Here is a 23159-nt window from a genome sequence, read left to right as displayed (position 1 = left end):
ATGATGGCAGAGAGGTCACACCCGTTCCCATACCGAACACGGAAGTTAAGCTCTCTAGCGCCGATGGTAGTTGGGACCTTGTCCCTGTGAGAGTAGGACGTTGCCAGGCAATATTATTCCGTAGTAGCTCAGCGGTAGAGCTATCGGCTGTTAACCGATCGGTCGTAGGTTCGATTCCTACCTGCGGAGCCATTGGAGAGCTGTCCGAGTTGGCCGAAGGAGCACGATTGGAAATCGTGTATACGTCACAAGCGTATCAAGGGTTCGAATCCCTTGCTCTCCGCCATAGGATTTATAGTATTTGGCCCGTTGGTCAAGTGGTTAAGACACCGCCCTTTCACGGCGGTAACACGGGTTCGAATCCCGTACGGGTCACCACTTTGGAGGATTAGCTCAGCTGGGAGAGCACCTGCCTTACAAGCAGGGGGGCGGCGGTTCGATCCCGTCATCCTCCACCATATAAATTTTATATGAATAGTATTATCGCGGGGTGGAGCAGCACGGTAGCTCGTCGGGCTCATAACCCGAAGGTCGCAGGTTCAAATCCTGTCCCCGCAACCAAATGGTCCCGTGGTGTAGTGGTTAACATGCCTGCCTGTCACGCAGGAGATCGCCGGTTCGACCCCGGTCGGGACCGCCATTTTAATAAGGCTCGGTAGCTCAGTCGGTAGAGCAGAGGACTGAAAATCCTCGTGTCGGCGGTTCGATTCCGTCCCGAGCCACCATTTATTTTAATAAAATACGCCGGCTTAGCTCAATTGGTAGAGCAACTGACTTGTAATCAGTAGGTTGGGGGTTCAAGTCCTCTAGCCGGCACCATGTAAGTTTCGGAGGGGTAGCGAAGTGGCTAAACGCGGCGGACTGTAAATCCGCTCCTTCGGGTTCGGCAGTTCGAATCTGCCCCCCTCCACCATTTACATAGGGGCATAGTTTAAAGGTAGAACTGAGGTCTCCAAAACCTCCAGTGTGGGTTCGATTCCTACTGCCCCTGCCAAATATATTTACACAACATGGCGGTTGTGGCGAAGTGGTTAACGCACCGGATTGTGGCTCCGGCATTCGTGGGTTCGATTCCCATCAGTCGCCCCATTTTTATTTTAAAAATTACAAATAATCTAATGGATACTTACATATAATTAAGTAAGAATTCGATGGGCTATAGCCAAGCGGTAAGGCAACGGACTTTGACTCCGTCATGCGCTGGTTCGAATCCAGCTAGCCCAGCCATTTTTGCGGAAGTAGTTCAGTGGTAGAATACAACCTTGCCAAGGTTGGGGTCGCGGGTTCGAATCCCGTCTTCCGCTCCAATAAAATTTAATATGGCGGCATAGCCAAGTGGTAAGGCAGAGGTCTGCAAAACCTTTATCACCGGTTCAAATCCGGTTGCCGCCTTTTCTTTTGTGCCGATGTGGCGGAATTGGCAGACGCGCACGACTCAAAATCGTGTTCCTTCGGGAGTGTCGGTTCGACCCCGACCATCGGTATCATGAACGGCGTAAAAAAGCTCTATACAATTAGTATAGAGCTTTTTTGTTTTCTTTTCATTACATGACAAAATAAGCAGAAAAAGTATTGTATATACAATATTTCTTTCGAGTACTCTAGAGAGAATTTCTCCACCCCGGTGACATGAAGTTAAATCCGATACCACCAGTAGATATTAGTACACTATCAACGGTTAAGTTTGTAACCTCTAAAAACTTCTTTTCAAACCCTTCTCTGTTGTACTTATACATAGTTGAGTGGCACGCCCACATATGCGTTGAAGTACTTAACCAGTCCCCTAAATCTTTTAATTCAGGGAACGACTCAAATTGAATTGGTTCATCTAATTTCATGAATCTCACTTGATAGATAGTTGGGTTTAACTTTTCTTCTATCCCTTTAAGACTATGTGCTTTTTTCTCATTTGAATGTGTCATAATTCTCCTTCTCTCTTTTCTTCAAATTTTTCCCTATTTTTATTATACAACAATAGAAAGTAATTATGGGAATAGGTGTCAGCAATATAAAAAGACTCTAACAGAAATGTTAGAGTCTTTTTGTTAAATTATACTATGTGCTTCTAAAATTCGTAATAAACGTAGGAATTCATGTATAATATAACTTGTCGAAAGAACAAAATGATAGTGATTTATATTATGTCTGTAATATGAATCAAAAATGAACTTTTTATATTTCTTTTAAAAATGTGTTGAACACACATTATATTTCATATTAATATTTTTATGTAGATTTAAAACGGGAAAGAGAGTGGAAAGTATGGGCCGTAAATGGAACAATATTAAAGACAAAAAAGCATCAAAAGATGCAAATACAAGCCGTATATACGCGAAATTTGGGCGTGAAATTTATGTGGCAGCAAAACAAGGCGAGCCAGATCCAGAATCAAACCAAGCGCTAAGAGTTGTATTAGAGCGTGCGAAAACATACAATGTTCCAAGAACAATTATTGATCGTGCAGTTGAAAAAGCAAAAGGCGGTTCAGAAGAAAATTATGACGAGCTTCGTTATGAAGGATTCGGACCAAATGGAGCTATGGTTATTGTAGATACACTTACAAATAACGTAAACCGTACTGCAGCAGATGTACGAGCTGCATTTAGCAAAAACAGTGGTAATATGGGTGTGAACGGTTCTGTAGCTTACATGTTTGATGCGACAGCTGTTATCGGCCTTGAAGGTAAAACATCAGATGAAGTTCTTGAAATTTTAATGGAAGCAGATGTAGATGCACGTGACATTCTAGAAGAAGAAGATTCTGTTATCGTGTATGCTGAACCAGATCAATTCCATGCAGTACAATCTGCACTTAAAGGTGCTGGCGTTGAGGAGTTTACAGTTGCAGAATTAACAATGCTTGCACAAAGTGATGTAACACTTCCTGAAGATGCTCAAGCACAATTTGAGAAAATGGTTGATGCATTAGAAGATTTGGAAGATGTTCAACAAGTTTATCACAACGTAGACTTAGGAGAGTAATACGATAGATGACCCTTTTCGCTTAGCGGATAGGGTCTTTTTTATGAAGTTAATTAAGGTGATGAAGTATTAAAGGTATTTTGTTGTAGGTAGTGAATATGATTATAGGGATATATAAAATATTCATTATCTCTAGGAGGCTTAATATGGAACATAAGACACCAAAGCATATAGTTGCTGTAGCAGGTTATTTAACAAATGAAAAAAATGAAGTGTTATTAACAAAAGTGCACTGGCGAGCTGATACGTGGGAGTTGCCAGGAGGACAGGTAGAAGAAGGCGAAGCGCTCGATCAAGCTGTCTGTAGGGAAATAAAAGAGGAAACAGGGTTAACGGTGAAGCCTATCGGAATTACAGGGGTTTATTATAATACCTCTATGCATATTCTAGCTGTTGTTTTTAAAGTAGCATATATAAGTGGTGAAATAAAAACTCAACCTGAAGAGATACAAGAGGCTAAATTTGTTGATTTAAATGAAGAGAACATAGATGAGTATATAACGCGTCCTCATATGAAATCCAGAACGCTTGATGCAATGAGAGCAACACATTTTATTCCGTATGAAACGTGGGAAGTACAGCCGTATAATTTAATAGGAAGATTGTAAAGAAAAGAGTAGCCGATTTGAGATACATTCGAATCACTACTCTTTTTTGTATACTGTTTAAGAAAAAGGTCAAAATAATAATAGCACTAGTATTGATTTGTAGAACGTTTGTTCTGTATAATAAATCTATATGTTATATACATTTAGATTACTAGATAGTCAAAAGTATATATATTTGTAGATGATATAATTAAAGTGTAAAGTGAAAATATAATAGTCTTAAGGGTTTCTCTTTTATTGGTTATTCGTGCTTTAACATAACCTATATTCAATATTTCAGATGAATAGTAGATAAAAAAATACTGTGATACAATACTTTTTTATCCCACTATTTGCTGGGCAGTAAGCCTGATTGATGAGGGCTCATTAAAGTTTCACTTTATACCTTACAATGATGTAAGGTACGTGTAAGAGAAATCGATGGGATATTTTTTTACAACAATGTATTCTTAAAGTAAGAGTTATATGCTGTGTGGAAAAGAGGTGTTCAAGATGAAAGAACGAGTATTATCTAGGGTGAACTATCATCAAAAAGTTGCATTAAATCCAATGACTAAACTTTTTTATAAAGCCATTATATTATTATTATTGTTAAGTTGTACGTTATTATTCATTGGAAATGTAATGATTGAGAAAAGTGATATTAGTAAATTACATGTACCGGCTAAGTTAGAGGTGCCAGAATCATTAACACATGCATTTATTGCGACAGAAGATAAAAGATTTTATCATCATAACGGTTTAGATTATATAGCAATTATTAGAGCCTCAGTTGAGAATATAAAGGCTGGTGGTGTCGTGCAAGGAGGAAGCACGATTACACAACAGCTATCTAAAAATGCTTTTTTAACAAATGAACGTACATTTTCTCGTAAGTGGAAAGAGATTTTTTATACGAAAAAAATTGAACGCACATTTACGAAGGATGAAATTTTAAAATTATATGTAAGTAATATTTATTATGGAGAAGGAGCGTGGGGAATTGAAAAAGCAGCAAACCTTTACTTCGGTAAAAAGGTGAACCAATTAACGTTGGCTGAAAGTGCAATGATGGCTGCTGTAGTAAAAGCACCTGCTTATTACTCACCTGCCCAAAACTATGATAAAGCAGTAGAGAGACGAAATGTCGTTTTGAGACTAATGGAGAAAGAAGGCTATATAAGCCATGATGAGTATGTTCAAGCAGTTAGTGAGAAATTAGTAATTCGTCATGATATAAAAATAGAGCAGTCGATGTTAAATAGCGCGCGTAAAAAAGCAGTAAGTTAAGAGAAGTTCCTACAGAGGAGCTTCTTTTTTTGAATAAATTGTGACAAATTGTGACACAATATCGTCACAATTATTGTGTTTTTGTAATTTATGTGAGCGTGTTCATTGCGTGACGTATATAAGTGTTGATATTATGTGTATTGTGTACAATGCTGTATACAGAATATGAATTTAAAGAGGAATGTATATGAAATCAAATAAACTCATGGCTCTTGGTATAGTTTTTTCTATCGCAGTATTGATTGTAATTGGAACAATTGCGTATAGCATCATAAATGACAAAAAAGATAAAGGGAATGAGATGTTTGCTTATTCTACGCAACAATCTTTAGGGAAAGATGATGCTCCAGTTAAGGTAGTTGAATTTGGAGACTTTAAATGTCCTGCTTGTCGTACTTGGGATGTAACAGTATTACCTCGATTAAAAGAAGAGTATATTGATAAAGGAAAAGTGCAGTTATATTTTATTAACTTCCCATTTATCGGAAAAGACTCGGATTTAGGTGCAGCAGCTGGTGAAGCAATTTATAAACAAGATAAAGATTCATTCTGGATCTTCTATGATGAGATTTATCAAAATCAAAAGAAAGATACGGAAGAATGGATTACAGAAGATTTGCTTCTTAGCATTGTGAAAGAGAAACTTCCAAAAGTTGATGTAGAGCAATTTAAGAAAGATTTACATAGTAAAGACATTAAAGAAAAAGTACGTAAAGATTCAGATCGTGCTCAAAAATTAAAAGTTCAAGGTGCTCCTTCTGTATATGTAAACGGAAATCTTGCAAACCCTGATTTCGATAGTATGAAGAAGGCAATTGATAAAGAATTGAAAAAGTGATGAGGTCTCTCATCACTTTTTCGACTTTTTTCGATAAAATTCTTGCCTCTACTTTTTTTACATGCTATACTACTTTACATAAGTTATTCTAATATCTTATATGTAATTCATATTTGCGGGTGTAGTTTAGTGGTAAAACAAGAGCCTTCCAAGCTCTGGTCGAGAGTTCGATTCTCTTCACCCGCTCCAAATTTTATTAAATGTTTTTCTATAAATTGTGATCAACGCAGTGTTTCGTTTCCGAGATAAACGAGGCATTGCGTTTTTTAATGTTTGAAAAACCTAATTACATGCGAAAATAGAAGTAAATAATAGTATTCCAAAAGTGAATTACTAACCAATAGAGTCGTTACATAAGGGATGGATTCATCTGAGGAGGCGATTAAGAGTGGATTTTGAACAATTAAAGCAAGATGTAATTGCGTATAGTAAAACAATTGGCATAGATAAAATAGGCTTTGCGAGTGCTTCTCCTTTTGAGGAATTAAAGCAGCGCTTAATCCAGCAACAACAATTAAATTACCAATCTGGATTTGAAGAGCCTGATATAGAGAAGAGAACGAATCCGCAACTGTTATTACCGGGTGCTAAATCAATTATTGCGATTGCTTTAGCATATCCTTCAAAATTAAAAAATGCACCATTAAGTAAGCGTGGAGAACGCCGTGGGATTTTTTGTCGTGCTTCTTGGGGACAAGATTATCATCTTGTTTTACGAGATCGTTTGCAAAAATTAGAAGCATATTTAATTGAAAAACTTCCGGATATAGAAGTGAAGTCCATGGTTGATACAGGTGAATTAAGTGATCGAGCTGTATCAGAGCGTGCAGGCATTGGATGGAGCGGTAAAAACTGCTCTATTATTACACCTGAATTTGGTTCGTACGTATACTTAGGGGAAATGATTACAAATGTTCCATTCCCGCCAGATAAGCCGATAGAAGATCAATGCGGGGGCTGTACGAAATGTATCGATATTTGTCCTACCGGTGCTTTAATACAGGGGGGACAGTTAGATTCGAAGAAGTGCATTGCGTTTTTAACACAGACGAAAGGATTCCTACCTGAAGAATATCGCGATAAAATAGGAAATCGTATATATGGATGTGATACGTGTCAGACTGTTTGCCCGAAAAACAAAGGAATGGATTTTCATAATCATCCTGAGATGGAGCCGGATCCTGAGCTAGTTAAACCATTATTAACACCACTTTTAACAATTAGTAATCGTGATTTTAAAGAGAAATATGGGATTATGTCAGGATCATGGAGAGGGAAAAAGCCACTGCAAAGAAATGCGATTTTAGCATTAGCACATTTTAAAGAAACATCGGCAATTCCTGATTTAATTGGTGTTATGAAAGATGACCCAAGACCAGTACTACGCGGAACGGCAGCATGGGCACTTGGGAAAATTGGCGGAGATGGAGTAGGCGAAGCGATTGAGAAAGCGATGGAACGTGAGAAAGATGAAGAAGTGCTTCATGAAATGAATCGCGGGCTTGAATTGTTAGCACAGAAAAAAGAGTAGATAATATTTCCCTTTTTCATATTGTAATATGGGAGGGAGACAGAATGGTTGTAAAAACGAAGATTGAAAACCAAGTACAACAATTTTTAGCATATATAACGGAGAAAAGAACGAATGTGGATGGTATTGCTGAGGATTTACTACAAATGGCACTGAGAAAGAAACAATTGTTTCAAAGACGTAGTGCACATATAGTGAAAGCAACTGCGGATGTTTCTTTCATTAGACAATTAAATAGTAATGACCATCAAGAAATTGATTATCAAATACATTTTAAATATTTAATTAAGCATAAAGAATTATTTTATATTGAAGAGGAACAATTAAAACGAAGAGTTTGTTTAAATAATAGTCGAATTATAGGCGATTATGCTATTGAAGTGTCAGAAGAAATTAGAATGGGTGAGACATTAGAAAGGGAAATTACGAAAGAGAAGTACGGTTCTTATCAGTATAATCGTTTAGAGGCAGTGAAATATGCAGAGCGTTGGTGGGATGACCGAAATCCTATGTATCGTAATTTCCCTGATAATTGTACGAATTTCATTTCTCAATGTCTTCATACTGGAGAAGTACCTATGAGCGGATATCCTAATATTCGTAAAGGATGGTGGCAAAGGGAGAATCAGTGGAGCTGGAGCTGGGCTGTTGCACATTCTTTTTATTGGTATTTGTCAGGTGCTACAACAGGACTTCGAGCAGAGGCGGTAGAGAGGCCAGAAGAACTTATTCTTGGAGATGTCATTGCTTATGATTTCGAGGATGACGGAAGATGGAATCATACGACGATTGTAGTAGCAAAAGATGCAGATGGTATGCCGCTTGTAAATGCACATTCAGCGAATAGCCGTCGACGTTATTGGAACTATGAAGACTCTAGTAAATATACACCACAAATGAAATATAAATTCTTTCATATTATTAATGGGTAGAGATTTTTCGCTCAAGTGGTATAATACGTAGTAGACAAAAAACAGAGGTGAATATCGCGTGGGAGTACATGTTGTTTTATATCAGCCAGAAATTCCAGCAAATACAGGGAATATTGCTCGTACTTGTGCAGCAACTGGAACAGAATTACATTTGATTAGACCGCTTGGATTTTCAACGGATGATAAAATGTTAAAGCGTGCAGGATTAGATTATTGGCAGCACGTGAAAATTACGTATTATGATTCAATTGAAGAATTTTATGAAAAAAATAAAGACGGTGAATTCTTCTATTTAACAAAGTATGGCGAGAAAGCTCATACAGCGTTTGACTATAGCAAGCGCGAGAAGGATTACTATTTTGTATTTGGAAGAGAAACAAACGGCTTACCAGCTAATGTAATCGAAGAAAACTTTGATCATTGTTTACGTATTCCAATGACAGATAAAGTACGTTCATTAAATTTATCTAATACAGCAGCAATTTTAATTTATGAAGCGTTCCGTCAACAAAATTACCCTGGATTAGATTTAGAAATCGTTTATTAAAAGTCGCCATATGGCGACTTTTTTTTATAAAATAAAAATAATATATAATCATACATTTAAAAGAGAGGACATAATCATATAGAATGGGATATATGATTAAAAATAGATAAGACGGGTTGAGATAAATATGAAGGAAGAATATAGTAATCAAAATACCTTTTTAAGTATGATAGATATGGATTTAATTAGACAAGGATTATTACATGCTATTCAAGATTTAGTATTCATATTGAAAGTTATTGATAATGAAACGTTTCAATATATGTATGTGAATAAAATAGGAATGGATTATGCTAGGTTAAGCGAAGAGTGCTATGGAAAAACCTTTGCAGAAGTATTACCAAAAGATATAGCGGGGATATTGCAAAGGCAATATGCAAAAGTAGTGAGAGAAGCGAAAGCACACACCTTTTGTGATGTAGTCAATTTACCAAAAGGTGAGATACACTATGAATCTTCACTTAATCCTGTCTGCGACGAAGAAGGAATATGTCAATTTGTTATTTGTATTACAAGAGATATTACAGCTCAAATTGAGGAGAAGACAGAGATAGAGGAAAAACAAATGTTATTTAAGTCGTTACTGGAATATAATAATGACTCAATTATATCTATAGATTCTATAGGGAGAGTTACATATGCAAATCCGGCAACGTATGAAATATTTGGATACCGGTATGAGGAATTAAATAATAAATTTATTTTTGAATTCATTAATAAAGAATATGAAAAAGATTTTCAAATTATATTTAAGGGATCGATGCAAGGAAAAGCAAAACAAATTGTTTCAAAGAAATATGTTCATAAAGAAGGGTACGAGCTATATATTTCTTTGAGAACTATCCCGATTATTGTGAACGGTGAAATTGTTGGGATTTATATTGTTACGAGAGATGTTACAAGGCAAGTATTAAACGAAATGCGAACAGAATATTTAGCTTACTATGACCAGTTAACGGGATTAATGAATAGAATTTCATGTACAAATAAGTTAAATACTTTTTTAAATGAGAGTGTAAATTTTGCACTTGTATTTATAGATTTAGATGAGTTTCATCGTATTAATGATACATTTGGTCATAAAGAGGGAGATAAAGTATTACAAAAAGTTACAGAATGTTTAAGTAATCTAAAAATAGAAGATATGCACTTATTTAGAGAACACGATGATCAATTTGTTATGTTGATAGAAAATATAACGAAAGAATATGTAGAGGAAGTTGCAAAAAGCATATTAAAAAACATTAGTGAATATTTTGTAATCGAAGAAGAAGATGTATATTTAAGCGCGTCAATTGGAATTGTAATGGCTCCAGCAGATGGAGAAGATGAAAAAATACTATTTCAGAGAGTCGATGCTGCTTTAGAAAAAGCAAAAGAAAAAGGAAAAGGACATTATCATTTTTATTGTAGTGGATTAGACTGTGAGCGTGAACAAAGGTTTATAATAGAAAATCAATTACATCGTGCTATAGAAAAAAATGAATTTTTCTTATATTATCAGCCACAAATTAATATTGAAACGAAAAAAATAGCTAGTATGGAAGCTTTAATAAGGTGGGAGAATAAGGAATTAGGATTTGTTTCTCCAAACCAATTTATTCCGTTGGCAGAAAGAACAGGATTTATTATTAAGCTGGATGAATGGGTAGTAAATCAAGTGTGTCAGCAATTGCGCGAATGGTTAAATAAAGGGTATGATGTGGTCCCAATTGCAGTTAATATTTCAGCTAGACACTTTCGTTCTATTACATTAATAGAGATGATTACACGGGCTTTAAATAAGTACAATGTACCAACTCATTTATTAGCGATAGAGGTTACAGAAGGAGCTCTTATACATAAAGATATATCGAAGAGAGTGTTACTACAATTAAAAGAGCAAAATTTAAAGATTCATTTAGATGATTTTGGAACAGGCTATTCATCTTTAAGTTATTTAAAAACATATCCAATTGATACTTTAAAAATTGATCGTTCTTTTATGGAAGGTATACATATAGATGAACGTGATACGAATATTACAGCTGCAATTATTCATTTAGCTCATACTTTAGAATTAAATGTAATTGCAGAAGGAGTAGAAAAAAAGGAGCAAATACAGTTTTTGAAAGAAAAGAATGTGAAGCTTGTACAAGGTTATTATTATAGCCGACCACTATCCAAATATGATATGGAAAATATGTATTATAAATAAAAAAAATGATGTGCTAAAAGCACATCATTTTTTATGTGTACCTGGTTTGTCATTGTAACCGGATGTAAAAATAGCTGTAAGAAATGTGAGTGATACACCTAAAATTAATAATAATTTCATACTAATATCCTCCTTACTTTTTTCGGTTCATGAGTTTTATTTATTACCCAAAATGTATGTAAGGTTCTTAGAAGAAAAGAATTTATTTATAATGAATAGCAGTGTAAAAACGTTAATACCTATATTATACAGAATTTTCTTTGAATTTTGGAGAGAATTTTAGTGTGCTATTATATATTTCGTTTTGATTTAAAGAATGTTTAAGGACATCCTAGCATACCTTTTATAATAATCCGATTGAACAAGGAGATGGGGGAGGAGCTATAATGGATATTCTAAAAAAGATTGAACAGCATCGAGCAGCAGAAGAGCGTTTACAATGGGAAGGTACGTTTGCGGAGTATTTGGAGCTTGTGAAAGAAAGACCATGGGTGGCTCAAACAGCACACTCTCGCATTTACAATATGATAAAAGATGCTGGAATTGAAGAAGTCGATGGTAGAAGAAAGTATAACTTCTTTAGTAATCAGCTCTTTGGATTAGAGGATGCTCTAGAACGTCTTGTAGAGGAATATTTTCATCCATCTGCAAAACGATTAGATGTTAGAAAAAGAATTTTATTATTAATGGGTCCTGTTAGTGGAGGGAAATCAACGTTAGTTACAATGTTGAAACGAGGATTAGAAACATATTCAAGAACAGATCGCGGAGCAATTTTTGCAATTAAAGGATGCCCAATGCACGAGGATCCACTGCATTTAATTCCACATCATTTACGAGATGATTTCTTTGATGAGTATGGGGTTAGAATTGAAGGGAATTTATCACCACTAAATGTCATGCGTTTAGAGCAAGAATACGGATCAAGAATTGAGGATGTAGTTGTAGAGCGTATTTTCTTCTCTGAAGATCGTCGTACAGGGATTGGTACATTTAGCCCGTCTGATCCAAAATCACAAGATATTGCAGATTTAACAGGTAGTCTGGACTTTTCTACGATTGCAGAATATGGTTCAGAATCAGATCCGCGTGCGTATCGATTTGATGGAGAATTAAATAAGGCAAACCGAGGAATGATGGAGTTCCAAGAGATGTTAAAATGCGATGAGAAGTTTTTATGGCACTTATTATCGCTTACGCAAGAAGGGAATTTCAAAGCGGGAAGATTTGCGCTTATTTCAGCAGATGAATTAATTGTAGCGCATACGAATGAAACAGAGTATCGCTCATTTATAGCAAATAAGAAAAATGAAGCATTGCACTCAAGAATTATTGTAATGCCAGTTCCTTATAATTTACGAGTAAGTGAAGAAGAACATATTTATGAAAAAATGATTCGTGAAAGTGATGTATCGAATGTTCACATTGCACCACACACACTTCGCGTTGCAGCAATGTTCACCATTTTAACTCGTTTAAAAGATCCGAAGCGTCCGGATATTGATTTAATTAAAAAGATGCGTTTGTATGATGGAGAAACGGTAGAAGGTTATAATGCGATTGATGTAGAAGAATTACAACGCGAATATCAAGATGAAGGTATGAAGGGTATTGATCCTCGTTATGTCATTAACCGAATTTCGTCTACAATCATTCGAAAAGAGGTACCATCTATTAACGCGTTAGATGTACTTAGATCTTTAAAAGATGGGCTAGATCAGCATCCATCCATTAGTAATGAAGACCGTGAACGTTACATGAACTTCATCTCATTAGCGAGAAAAGAATACGATGAAATCGCGAAGAAAGAAGTACAAAAAGCGTTTGTTTATTCATATGAAGAATCAGCTAAGACGCTTATGGATAATTACTTAGATAACGTCGAGGCGTACTGCAATAAATCGAAATTACGTGATCCGTTAACAGGAGAAGAAATGAGTCCAGATGAAAAATTAATGCGCTCAATTGAAGAGCAAATTGGAATTTCAGAAAATGCTAAGAAAGCGTTCCGTGAAGAGATTTTAATTCGCATTTCTGCTTATGCCCGTAAAGGAAAACGCTTTGATTATAATTCACATGAACGTCTTCGTGAAGCGATTCAGAAAAAACTATTTGCTGATTTAAAAGATATAGTGAAAATTACAACGTCAACGAAAACGCCGGACGAAAATCAGCTTAAGAAAATCAATGATGTTGTTGCGCGTTTAATTGATGAGCATGGCTATAATTCTTCTTCAGCAAATGAATTACTACGCTATGTAGGTAGCTTGTTAAACAGATAGTTTGATAACAAAACGCTGTCTCTTGTATTTTGCGGGACAGCGTTTTATTATCCGTTCATATGTGTATAAAGTGTCATACCTTGTCCAAATGTAATAAATTAAGATGCAATTTTATGAATTTATTGTCAATTATTTTTACAATATGCATATGATAGAGTAACCAACCATTCATACGAAAAAAGCCAACACAATACAATATGTTGCAAAGTAAAAATATGTGCAACAATGCATTGTGTTTCTTTCTTATCAGTGGCTGAATATTTCTTTCTATTATGTGAGTGGCAAAATTTTGTTTAGGATGCTCGGGGTATTGTATGAAAAACGTTATAAATGTTTATGGGATGATTTTCTGTGGGCAGTTACCTTTCAAACATTCTAGCTTGCACATTACAGAACAAAATTTATAGATTGCTGTTCATACAGGAAGACAATTACAGTAAGGAGGGAAAGGAATGGGCGAAGAAAATCAACCAAATTATACGATTTCACAGGAAAACTGGTCCCTCCATCGCAAAGGATATGACGACCAACAGCGCCATCAAGAAAAAGTACAAGAGGCAATTAAGAATAATTTACCCGATCTTGTAACAGAAGAAAGTATAGTTATGTCTAATGGCAAGGATGTTGTAAAAATACCAATTCGTTCTCTAGATGAATATAAGATTAGATACAATTATGATAAAAATAAACATGTTGGGCAAGGAAACGGTGACAGCAAAGTTGGTGATGTCGTTGCGAGAGATGGATCAGGTGGTCAAAAACAAAAAGGGCCAGGAAAAGGGCAAGGAGCAGGAGATGCAGCTGGGGAAGATTACTATGAAGCTGAAGTCTCTATTTTAGAATTAGAGCAAGCGTTTTTCAGAGAGTTAGAACTGCCTAATTTAAAGAGAAAAGAAATGGATGAAAACCGGATTGAACATGTTGAATTTAATGATATTAGAAAAACAGGATTATGGGGAAATATCGATAAGAAAAGAACAATGATATCCGCATATAAACGAAATGCAATGAGTGGTAAAGCATCTTTTCATCCAATTCACCAAGAAGACTTAAAGTTCCGCACTTGGAATGAAGTATTAAAGCCAGATTCAAAAGCTGTTGTATTAGCGATGATGGATACGAGTGGATCGATGGGAATATGGGAGAAATATATGGCACGTAGCTTCTTTTTCTGGATGACAAGATTTTTACGCACAAAGTATGAAACAGTTGATATTGAATTTATTGCTCATCATACAGAAGCGAAAGTCGTTACAGAAGAAGAATTTTTCTCAAAAGGAGAAAGTGGCGGAACGATATGTTCTTCCGTATATAAAAAAGCATTAGAACTTATCGATAATAAATATTCACCAGACCGCTATAATATTTATCCATTCCATTTTTCAGATGGTGATAATTTAACATCAGATAATGCTAGATGTGTAAAACTTGTTGAAGAGCTAATGAAGAAGTGTAATATGTTTGGGTATGGGGAAGTGAACCAGTATAACCGCCATAGTACACTCATGTCAGCCTATAAAAATATTAAAGATGAAAACTTTAGATACTATATTTTAAAGCAGAAAGCAGACGTATTTCATGCGATGAAAAGCTTTTTTAGAGAAGAATCAGGTGAGAAAATGGCATAACCTCTTTTAAAGAGGTTCTTTTTTTGTAAACTTTTTATTTTCCTAGTTGACAATGATAATGAAAATCATTATCATTTATTCGAGAAATGATTACATTTCGAATTATATATTTCGGAGGAGATGTAAAGTTGAAACAAAATAAAAGAAAACGTATAAATGCAATGATTATAGCGGCGGCGTTATCACTTCCGTTTGCTGTTTATTCAACACCTGCTTTAGCGGCAGTAGCAATTGAGGCGAATAAAACTGGACAAGGTTTAGAAGATGGTACATATGACGCTGTTATTAAAGCGTATAAAGATAAAACGAATGAAGAGTCTATGGCAGCTGTTTATATAAAGGATCCGAAATTAACAATTGAGAATGGAAAGAAAATTGTAACAGCAACATTAAGTGATAGTGATTTCTTTCAATACTTGAAAACAGAGGATATTCATACTCCAGGTGTGTTTCATGATGTAAAGGTCATATCAGAAGACAAAAAGAAAAATGGGACGAAGGTTATTCAATTTGAAGTTGGAGAATTAGGAAAAAGATACAATATGCAAATGCATATTTATATTCCAACGATGGCCTATGACAATAAGTATCAAGTACAGTTTGAAGTAAATACATTGAATTTAGAGAACAATGTTCCAGAAAAACAAAAGGAAAATAAAGAGGATAAAGTGGATCAACAAGATGGAATTGGAAATGTAATAGTAGATAAGCAACTACAAAGGCATATTAATAAATATAATTTGAATAGAGAAAATCTAGATACCCCAATAACTAAGGAAGATTTATTAAAAGTTAAATCTTTAATAGTCGTTGAAGCTAAAAATAAAGGAATACAAGACGTAAGCGGTCTAGAATATATGACGAACTTAGAAAACTTAACTTTGGAAGAAGTTAAGTTAAAAAATATAAAATTTATCTCGGGATTGAGACAATTAAAATCATTAAGTATAACCTATGGTGAACTTGAAGATATTGGACCTTTGGCTGAGTTAGAGCATATTGAGTTTTTAACTTTGAGAAACAATAAAATCTCAGATTTAAGCCCATTAAGCCAAATGAAAAAGATTAAAATGCTAGATTTAAATAGTAATTATATAAAAGATATTAAACCATTATTTACAGTGAAATCTTTAAGGACTTTGACTGTGGCAAATAATCAAATTAGTAATGATAACCTTGCTGGAATTGAGCAATTGAAAAATGTAAAAAACTTATCTTTAAGTAACAATGGACTTACGAATATTGAACATATTACATCAATGAAAAAATTAGTAGAGTTAGATCTTGCTAAAAATGAATTAGAAAACATCGAACCTTTATCAAGATTATCTACTGTACAATCACTTAATTTAGAAGAAAACTATATTTCAGATATAACGCCACTTAGTCACTTAACAGACTTATATGATTTAAAGCTAGGTTCAAATGAAATTCGTGATGTTAGACCTGTTCAAGAGCTAGGAAAAAGGATATATATCGATATTCAAAGACAAAAAATCTTTTTAGATAATGTAGAAAAAGATAAGGAAGTTAAAATACCTATCTATAATTTACAAGGAGAGCCACTTGATACTATTCAATTGAAGAGTGAAGATGGGATAGTTAATAATGGTTCTGTTAAATGGGGGACTACTGGTGAAAAAACATATGAATTTACGTTGGATATAAAGCCAGAAGAGAATCGTATTAAGTTTAATGGAACAATAATTCAAAATGTTGTTGAAAGATTAGACGAAATCAAGGAAACAATAAAAGAGGATAATGAACAAAAGGAAAATATAATTCTCGATAAAACTTTACAACAACATATTAATAAAGAGAATTTAGGTAGAGAGAATTTAAACGCTCCTATTACAAAAGAAGATTTATTACAGATTAAAAAATTAGAGATATTTAAAGAAAATGGAAATGAGATAAAAAATATAACAGGTTTAGAGTACATGACGAACTTAGAAAAACTCACTTTAGAAGGAGTAGGCCTGAAAAATATTGAGTTCATCTCAAACTTGAAACAATTGAATAATGTGAATGTATCTCATAATCAAATTGAAGATATAACACCACTATCTTCATTGGAAAATTTACAGTGGTTAAATCTTGCGGACAATCATATTAAAGATGTAACGGTTATTGGTTCCATGCTAAACTTATTTAGCTTAAATCTAGCTGGGAATGAGATTCGTGATGTCAGGTCGTTAATACAATTAGGGCAGTGGTTTACAATTGATGTTGGAAGACAAAATATCATTTTAAATGATGCAAAAATAAACGAAGAAATTCAAGTTCCTGTATATGATTTAGAAGGAGAAAGTATTGAAAATATTCAATTGACAAGTGAGGGAGGGACGTTTAATAACGGAGTAATAAAATGGAATACGCCAGGTGAAAAGGTGTATAAATTTGATTTAGATTCTGATGAAATTAGCATAAGGTTTAACGGAACAGTTATACAGAATATAGTGGAAAAAGAAGAAGTAAAAGAACCGGTAAAAGAAGTTGAAGAAGCAAAAGAAGAAGTGAAAGAACCAACAAAAGAAGTTGAAGAAACAAAAGAAGAAGTGAAAGAACCGGTAAAAGAAGTTGAAGAAGCAAAAGAAGAAGTGAAAGAACCGATAAAAGAAGTTGAAGGATCGAAAGAAGAAGTGAAGGAACCGGTAAAAGAAGTTGAAGAAACAAAAGAAGAAGTGAAAGAACCGATAAAAGAAGTTGAAGGATCGAAAGAAGAAGTGAAGGAACCGGTAAAAGAAGTTGAAGGATCGAAAGAAGAAGTGAAAGAACCTGCAAAAGAAGTTGAAGAGCCAAAAGAAGAAGTGGACGAGCTAACAACAGGAGTTGAAGAGTCGAAAGCGGAGGGGAAAGAAACAGGAAAAGAAATTGAAGGTTCAAAAGAAGCAGTAAATCCATCCGAAGTAGTCCAAGAACAAAACATGAATCATCAAGTTGTGAAAGAAAATAAACCAGTTGCTAATAAACAGGAAGAAAGTAAGAAATCATTAGGAGCAACAGGTGGACAAGCGAATACATCAAAGTTACTTTCAGGCGTAGTATTAGTTCTTTCAGCACTGAGTATGTTTGTATTTAGAAAGAAATTATTTAAGAAATAAATAACGTGTTATCTTATTATATTGTAAAATAATTGTATAAGTTTTTGAGAAGACATTATCATGGCAGTTTCATTTTGAAATAGGCTTATGATAATGTCTTTTTTAAGGGGGATATAAATGGAAAAGGTGTCGGAGAGCAGTTATTACAAGTTGCAATTCAGTATATTTTCTCCTTCCAAGGGATGAGAGAGATAGTACTATGTTTGAATACGAATAATGATCGTGCGATGAAATTGTACAAGAAAGTAGGTTTTGAGGAAAAAGCATGTTTACAACACTATATAATAGAGTGAAAAACCCATTCATATGAAAATGATATTTCATATGAATGGGTTTTATTACGGATTTAGAAGTGATTTGAGGCGCCAATCGTTACATAACCTTTTTTATTTTTTTCGGCACTTCTTTCGTTTGCAAATTAACATTTTCTTTTCGTAGCTCTTTAAAGAGTGAAGTAACCATAAGAACGACTACAATAGAAAATGGTAGCGCAGCAATTATAGCTGCGATTTGTAGTGCATTTAATCCTCCAGCTTGTAATAAAATAGCGGCAATTATCGCGATTGTTAATCCCCATATAAGTTTTAAACTATTTTTCGGTGATAAGCTTCCGTTACTCGTTTGCATGGAAACGACAAATGTTGCTGAATCGGCAGAAGTAACGAAAAATGTGGCTACTAGAATCAACCCGATAATCGTTAAAAATGTAGAGAATGGTAGGTGTGAAATAACAGCAAATAATCCAATCTCTGTACCATTTTTTGCAATTTCATCAGCTATTCCAAGCGATTGGAACATTTCCATATGGATTGCGGTACCACCAAATACTGCAAACCAAAATGTACAGATAAGAGTCGGGACTAATACAACTCCAAAAATAAATTCTTTTATTGTGCGCCCTTTAGAAATACGAGCGATGAATGTACCGACGAATGGAGACCAAGAAATCCACCATCCCCAATAGAAAATAGTCCAGTTTTCAATCCAAGAAGAAGATTTTTCATTAAATGCTCCTAAATTTAATCCCATACTAGGTAAAGCGCCGATATAAGAACCGAGTGTAGATGTGAAATATTTCATAATAAATACAGTTGGTCCTAAAAGTAAGAAAGAGATGAGTAAAATACCTGCAAGAGAGAAATTCAAGTTACTCAAATATTTAATCCCACGATCTAAGCCAGTTTGTGCACTCGTTAAATATAAAACAGCGAAGATAGCTATAAGTACGAGCTGAGTAAGTAAAGTGTTATGAATGGAAGGGAATAAATAGCTTAATCCTCCAGCAATTTGTTGAGCACCAATCCCAACAGATGGCACAATGCCAAATACTGTGGCTAAAACAGCTAGAATATCAACTGTTTTTCCGATACGAGAATTTTTCGATCGATTAAATAATGGAGTAACTGTAGCCCCGATAGTGCTACCTTTTTGTTTGCGGAATGTGAAATATGCAATTGTTAAAGCGACCATTGCGTATAGTGACCACGGAAAGAGTCCCCAGTGGAAAAATGAATATTGCATAGCGAGTTTGGCACTTTCCTCTGTCCCCGCTTTTCCTGTTAATGGATCTGTAAAATGTGAAATCGGTTCAGCGATTCCATAAAAGAGGAGTCCAATTCCCATTCCTGCCCCAAACAACATGGATAGCCAAGATGGATAATTATATTTTGGCTTTTCTCCATCTTTACCAAGACGAATAGAACCGTACTTAGAAAATGCTAAATAAACAGCCAAAATAATCATTGTAGTCATAAGTAGAGAGTAAAACCACCCAAATTTATTGAGGATAAATGAGTTTAAAGAAGATGTAACACTTTGTAAATCGTAGCCTTGTATCCAACTTGCTGGGGTAATTCCCCATATAATGAATAATGTTGTTAGCAAGAAGGAGATATAAAATACACTGTTTTCTTTTTTTATCATAGAATCCCACCCTTATTTAATAAAGTTAACAATTATAATAATCATAACAATTAAGTTTTTAATTGTCAAAAAATTACCTTTTTATAATGTGAAAGGATGCAATTTGTTTTAGGGAGGTAAAGAGCAATGTGTTCACGATATGTACAAATTATAGGAAGAAATAATATGAAATATTGCATTTTATATTGTTACATCCAGATTTTATGTTAAATTCTTGAATGGAATATTAAAATAGGGGGCAAGGATATGAACAAGAAATCAAAGATCAATAAAGTGATGCTTAGCATTAGTACAATGGCTTTATCGTTAGGCGCACTTCAAACTCATGCAGCAGCGGAAGAAAAAGTACCGTATAACGTGTTGAAAACGAAACCGGTTGGAATTGAAAAGTCGGTAGATGAAGTTGGACATATTTCAAAAGTTGATGAAACTTTATCATTTCAAGAACGTTTAAAAGTAGGAGATTTTTCACAGCGACCAGCATCTATTACGAAGAAAACTGCAGTAAAGCAAGTTAAAGAAAGCTATTCAATGGCTGATTTAAACAAAATGAATGATCGAGAATTAGTTGAAACGTTAGGCAGTATTAAGTGGCACCAAATTACAGACTTATTCCAGTTTAATGAAGATGCAAAGGCTTTTTATAAAGATAAAGGAAAAATGCAAGTCATTATAGATGAATTAGCTCATAGAGGTAGTACATTTACGAAAGATGATTCAAAAGGAATTCAAACGTTTACTGAAGTGCTGCGTTCAGCTTTTTATCTTGCATTTTATAATAGTGAATTAAGCGACTTAAATGAAAGAAGCTTCCAGGATAAATGTTTACCTGCTTTAAAAGCAATCGCAAACAATCCAAACTTTAAGCTTGGTACAGTTGAACAAGATACAGTCGTATCTGCATACGGTAAATTAATTAGTAATGCTTCAAGCGATGTTGAAACGGTTCAATACGCATCGAATATTTTAAAGCAATACAATGATAATTATACTACTTATGTAAATGATCGAATGAAGGGACAAGCAATATACGATATCATGCAAGGTATTGACTATGATATACAGTCGTACTTAACTGAAGCTCGTAAAGAAGCGAATGAAACGATGTGGTATGGAAAAGTAGATGGGTTTATTAATGAAATAAATCGTATTGCTCTTCTAAATGAAGTAACGCCAGAAAATAAATGGCTTGTTAATAATGGCATTTATTTTGCTAGCCGTTTAGGGAAGTTTCATAGTAATCCAAATAAAGGATTAGAGGTTGTTACACAAGCAATGCATATGTACCCGCGCTTAAGTGAACCGTATTTTGTTGCGGTAGAACAAATTACAACAAATTATAATGGTAAAGATTATAGCGGGAATACAGTAGATTTAGAGAAAATACGTAAAGAAGGAAAAGAGCAATACTTACCAAAAACGTATACATTCGACGATGGATCAATTGTGTTCAAAACAGGAGATAAAGTATCAGAAGAAAAAATTAAGAGACTATATTGGGCTGCGAAGGAAGTAAAGGCACAGTATCACCGTGTAATTGGAAATGACAAAGCGTTAGAGCCAGGAAATGCGGATGATGTATTAACGATCGTAATTTATAATAGTCCAGATGAATATCAGTTAAATAGACAATTGTATGGATATGAAACAAACAACGGTGGAATTTATATTGAAGAGACAGGTACATTCTTTACATATGAGCGTACACCAGAGCAAAGTATTTATAGTTTAGAAGAGTTATTCCGTCATGAATTTACTCATTATCTGCAAGGGAGATATGAAGTTCCTGGTTTATTTGGAAGAGGAGATATGTATCAAAATGAAAGGCTAACTTGGTTCCAAGAAGGAAATGCAGAGTTTTTCGCAGGATCTACTCGTACGAATAACGTTGTACCAAGAAAGAGTATAATTAGCGGATTATCATCTGATCCTGCAAGCCGTTATACAGCAGAGCGTACACTATTTGCTAAATACGGTTCTTGGGATTTCTATAATTACTCGTTCGCATTGCAGTCTTACTTATATACGCATCAGTTTGAAACATTTGATAAAATTCAAGATTTGATTCGTGCGAATGACGTGAAAAATTATGATGCATATCGTGAAAATCTAAGTAAAGATCCTAAGTTAAATAAAGAGTATCAAGAGTATATGCAGCAGTTAATTGATAATCAAGATAAATATAATGTACCGGAAGTAGCAGATGATTATTTAGCTGAACATGCACCGAAATCGTTAACTGAAGTGAAAAAAGAAATTAGTGATACGTTGCCTATGAAAGATACAAAAATGACAAAACATAATTCTCAATTCTTTAATACATTTACATTAGAAGGTACGTATACAGGTAGTGTCACAAAAGGTGAATCAGAAGATTGGAAAGCAATGAGTAAAAGAGTAAATGAATCTTTAGAACAATTGGCGCAAAAAGAATGGAGTGGCTACAAAACTGTTACAGCATACTTCGTCAATTATCGTGTGAATAGTTCAAATGAATTTGAATATGATGTAGTCTTCCATGGAATCGCAAAAGATGATGGAGAAAATAAAGCTCCAACGGTTAATATAAATGGCCCTTATAGCGGTCTTGTAAAAGAGGGAATTCAATTTAAAAGTGATGGCTCAAACGATGAAGATGGAAAAATTGTTTCTTATTTATGGGAATTTGGAGATGGAAGCACAAGTGCAGAAGTGAATCCAGTACATGTATATGAAAGAGAAGGTTCTTATAAAGTATCATTAAGAGTAAAAGATGATAAAGGCAAAGAGAGCAGAAGCGAAACAACTGTTACGATTAAAGATGGAAGTTTAACAGAATCAGAACCAAATAATCGTCTAGAAGAAGCAAATCGTATCGGGCTAAATAGTACGATAAAAGGCAGTCTTATTGGCGGGGACCACACTGATGTTTATACATTTAATGTAGCATCAGCGAAAGATATCGACATTTCTGTTTTAAATGAGTATGGAATTGGGATGACATGGGTACTTCACCATGAATCAGATATGCAAAATTATGCAGCTTACGGTCAAGCCAATGGGAATCATATAGAAGCGAAATTTAATGCAAAACCAGGCAAGTATTACTTGTATGTATATAAATATTATAATGGTGATGGAACGTACAAATTATCAGTAAAATAAGTGTCTTTCCAATGTATGTTTAACTTTACTTTTTGTGGAAAATAGTATATTATATAGATATATAATATATCGGTTATTTTCTAGGAGGAGCCTGTCACAATAGGTTTCTCCTGTTCTTTTTTAGAGGCCTGTCTTACAGGCTTTTCTTTAAAAGGTAAATAACTGAAAATTAAG

At 34.5% G+C, this 23159-nt stretch carries 14 protein-coding genes, 16 tRNA genes, 1 rRNA gene and 1 pseudogene; 30 read left to right on the top strand and 2 right to left on the bottom strand.

Annotated elements, in window-relative coordinates:
• From rrf to ACS2CR_RS24275, 16 genes are all read left to right on the top strand, one after another.
• Positions 1–109, top strand: a 5S ribosomal RNA gene (gene rrf / locus ACS2CR_RS24350); the annotation flags it as partial.
• 8 nt (positions 110–117) lie between these two features.
• Positions 118–192: transfer RNA gene (locus ACS2CR_RS24345), tRNA-Asn, on the top strand.
• 2 nt (positions 193–194) lie between these two features.
• A tRNA-Ser gene (locus ACS2CR_RS24340) sits at positions 195–286 on the top strand.
• Positions 287–303: 17 nt separating this feature from the next.
• Positions 304–378 (top strand) — tRNA-Glu (locus tag ACS2CR_RS24335).
• Positions 379–382: 4 nt separating this feature from the next.
• A tRNA-Val gene (locus tag ACS2CR_RS24330) sits at positions 383–458 on the top strand.
• A 26-nt stretch (positions 459–484) separates the two neighbouring features.
• Positions 485–561, top strand: a tRNA-Met gene (locus tag ACS2CR_RS24325).
• A gap of 3 nt (positions 562–564) precedes the next feature.
• Positions 565–640, top strand: a tRNA-Asp gene (locus ACS2CR_RS24320).
• Positions 641–649: 9 nt separating this feature from the next.
• Positions 650–725, top strand: a tRNA-Phe gene (locus tag ACS2CR_RS24315).
• 18 nt (positions 726–743) lie between these two features.
• Positions 744–819: transfer RNA gene (locus ACS2CR_RS24310), tRNA-Thr, on the top strand.
• Between the two features lie 10 nt (positions 820–829).
• Positions 830–913 (top strand) — tRNA-Tyr (locus tag ACS2CR_RS24305).
• A gap of 7 nt (positions 914–920) precedes the next feature.
• A tRNA-Trp gene (locus tag ACS2CR_RS24300) sits at positions 921–994 on the top strand.
• Positions 995–1013: 19 nt separating this feature from the next.
• Positions 1014–1089, top strand: a tRNA-His gene (locus ACS2CR_RS24295).
• A gap of 63 nt (positions 1090–1152) precedes the next feature.
• A tRNA-Gln gene (locus ACS2CR_RS24290) sits at positions 1153–1227 on the top strand.
• Between the two features lie 5 nt (positions 1228–1232).
• A tRNA-Gly gene (locus ACS2CR_RS24285) sits at positions 1233–1307 on the top strand.
• 14 nt (positions 1308–1321) lie between these two features.
• Positions 1322–1392: transfer RNA gene (locus tag ACS2CR_RS24280), tRNA-Cys, on the top strand.
• A gap of 10 nt (positions 1393–1402) precedes the next feature.
• Positions 1403–1484 (top strand) — tRNA-Leu (locus tag ACS2CR_RS24275).
• Positions 1485–1601: 117 nt separating this feature from the next.
• On the opposite strand, the gene ACS2CR_RS24270 is transcribed toward ACS2CR_RS24275, so the two are convergent.
• The gene (locus ACS2CR_RS24270) at positions 1602–1922 is read right to left on the bottom strand and encodes a DUF3884 family protein (RefSeq protein WP_000149817.1); all 321 of its coding nucleotides are present in this window, start codon (positions 1920–1922) and stop codon (positions 1602–1604) included.
• Between the two features lie 340 nt (positions 1923–2262).
• On the opposite strand from ACS2CR_RS24270, the gene ACS2CR_RS24265 reads away from it, so the two are divergent.
• The 13 genes and pseudogenes from ACS2CR_RS24265 to ACS2CR_RS24205 form a co-directional block, all read left to right on the top strand.
• Positions 2263–2982 (top strand): YebC/PmpR family DNA-binding transcriptional regulator, encoded by a 720-nt coding sequence (locus ACS2CR_RS24265; RefSeq protein ID WP_000532952.1) that lies wholly within the window; start codon positions 2263–2265, stop codon positions 2980–2982.
• A 146-nt stretch (positions 2983–3128) separates the two neighbouring features.
• Positions 3129–3590: an NUDIX hydrolase gene (locus ACS2CR_RS24260; protein WP_000400456.1), complete on the top strand. Its 462-nt coding sequence runs from the start codon at positions 3129–3131 to the stop codon at positions 3588–3590.
• A 492-nt stretch (positions 3591–4082) separates the two neighbouring features.
• On the top strand, positions 4083–4859 hold the full coding sequence (locus tag ACS2CR_RS24255) for a transglycosylase domain-containing protein (protein WP_000664715.1): 777 nt from the start codon (positions 4083–4085) through the stop codon (positions 4857–4859).
• 187 nt (positions 4860–5046) lie between these two features.
• The gene (locus ACS2CR_RS24250; RefSeq protein WP_000841306.1) at positions 5047–5697 is read left to right on the top strand and encodes a DsbA family protein; all 651 of its coding nucleotides are present in this window, start codon (positions 5047–5049) and stop codon (positions 5695–5697) included.
• A gap of 115 nt (positions 5698–5812) precedes the next feature.
• Positions 5813–5886: transfer RNA gene (locus tag ACS2CR_RS24245), tRNA-Gly, on the top strand.
• A 199-nt stretch (positions 5887–6085) separates the two neighbouring features.
• Positions 6086–7228, top strand: a complete 1143-nt coding sequence (gene queG / locus ACS2CR_RS24240; RefSeq protein WP_000345216.1) for a tRNA epoxyqueuosine(34) reductase QueG — start codon at positions 6086–6088, stop codon at positions 7226–7228.
• Between the two features lie 44 nt (positions 7229–7272).
• Positions 7273–8160: an amidase domain-containing protein gene (locus ACS2CR_RS24235; protein WP_000260592.1), complete on the top strand. Its 888-nt coding sequence runs from the start codon at positions 7273–7275 to the stop codon at positions 8158–8160.
• Positions 8161–8218: 58 nt separating this feature from the next.
• Positions 8219–8707, top strand: a complete 489-nt coding sequence (trmL, locus tag ACS2CR_RS24230) for a tRNA (uridine(34)/cytosine(34)/5-carboxymethylaminomethyluridine(34)-2'-O)-methyltransferase TrmL (protein WP_000538147.1) — start codon at positions 8219–8221, stop codon at positions 8705–8707.
• A 127-nt stretch (positions 8708–8834) separates the two neighbouring features.
• The gene (locus ACS2CR_RS24225; protein ID WP_044307500.1) at positions 8835–10904 is read left to right on the top strand and encodes a sensor domain-containing protein; all 2070 of its coding nucleotides are present in this window, start codon (positions 8835–8837) and stop codon (positions 10902–10904) included.
• 386 nt (positions 10905–11290) lie between these two features.
• On the top strand, positions 11291–13186 hold the full coding sequence (locus tag ACS2CR_RS24220; RefSeq protein WP_000353273.1) for a PrkA family serine protein kinase: 1896 nt from the start codon (positions 11291–11293) through the stop codon (positions 13184–13186).
• 452 nt (positions 13187–13638) lie between these two features.
• Positions 13639–14814 (top strand): sporulation protein YhbH, encoded by a 1176-nt coding sequence (yhbH, locus tag ACS2CR_RS24215; protein WP_000503520.1) that lies wholly within the window; start codon positions 13639–13641, stop codon positions 14812–14814.
• 128 nt (positions 14815–14942) lie between these two features.
• Positions 14943–17918: an NEAT domain-containing protein gene (locus ACS2CR_RS24210; RefSeq protein ID WP_081003160.1), complete on the top strand. Its 2976-nt coding sequence runs from the start codon at positions 14943–14945 to the stop codon at positions 17916–17918.
• A gap of 122 nt (positions 17919–18040) precedes the next feature.
• Positions 18041–18211: pseudogene (locus ACS2CR_RS24205) on the top strand (GNAT family N-acetyltransferase); the annotation flags it as partial.
• 79 nt (positions 18212–18290) lie between these two features.
• On the opposite strand, the gene opuD reads toward ACS2CR_RS24205, so the two are convergent.
• A complete protein-coding gene (gene opuD, locus ACS2CR_RS24200; RefSeq protein WP_053514392.1) occupies positions 18291–19841 on the bottom strand; it encodes a glycine betaine transporter OpuD in 1551 nt (516 codons plus the stop codon).
• A 246-nt stretch (positions 19842–20087) separates the two neighbouring features.
• Here opuD and colA point away from each other — a divergent pair, with 246 nt between their 5' ends.
• Positions 20088–22985, top strand: a complete 2898-nt coding sequence (colA, locus tag ACS2CR_RS24195; RefSeq protein WP_153602792.1) for a collagenase ColA — start codon at positions 20088–20090, stop codon at positions 22983–22985.
• The last annotated feature ends 174 nt before the right edge of the window (positions 22986–23159 follow it).

It is taken from the genome of Bacillus cereus group sp. BceL291, assembly GCF_051776705.1.
Lineage (GTDB): Bacteria > Bacillota > Bacilli > Bacillales > Bacillaceae_G > Bacillus_A > Bacillus_A cereus.
This window is presented reverse-complemented; position numbering and strand designations above follow the sequence as displayed.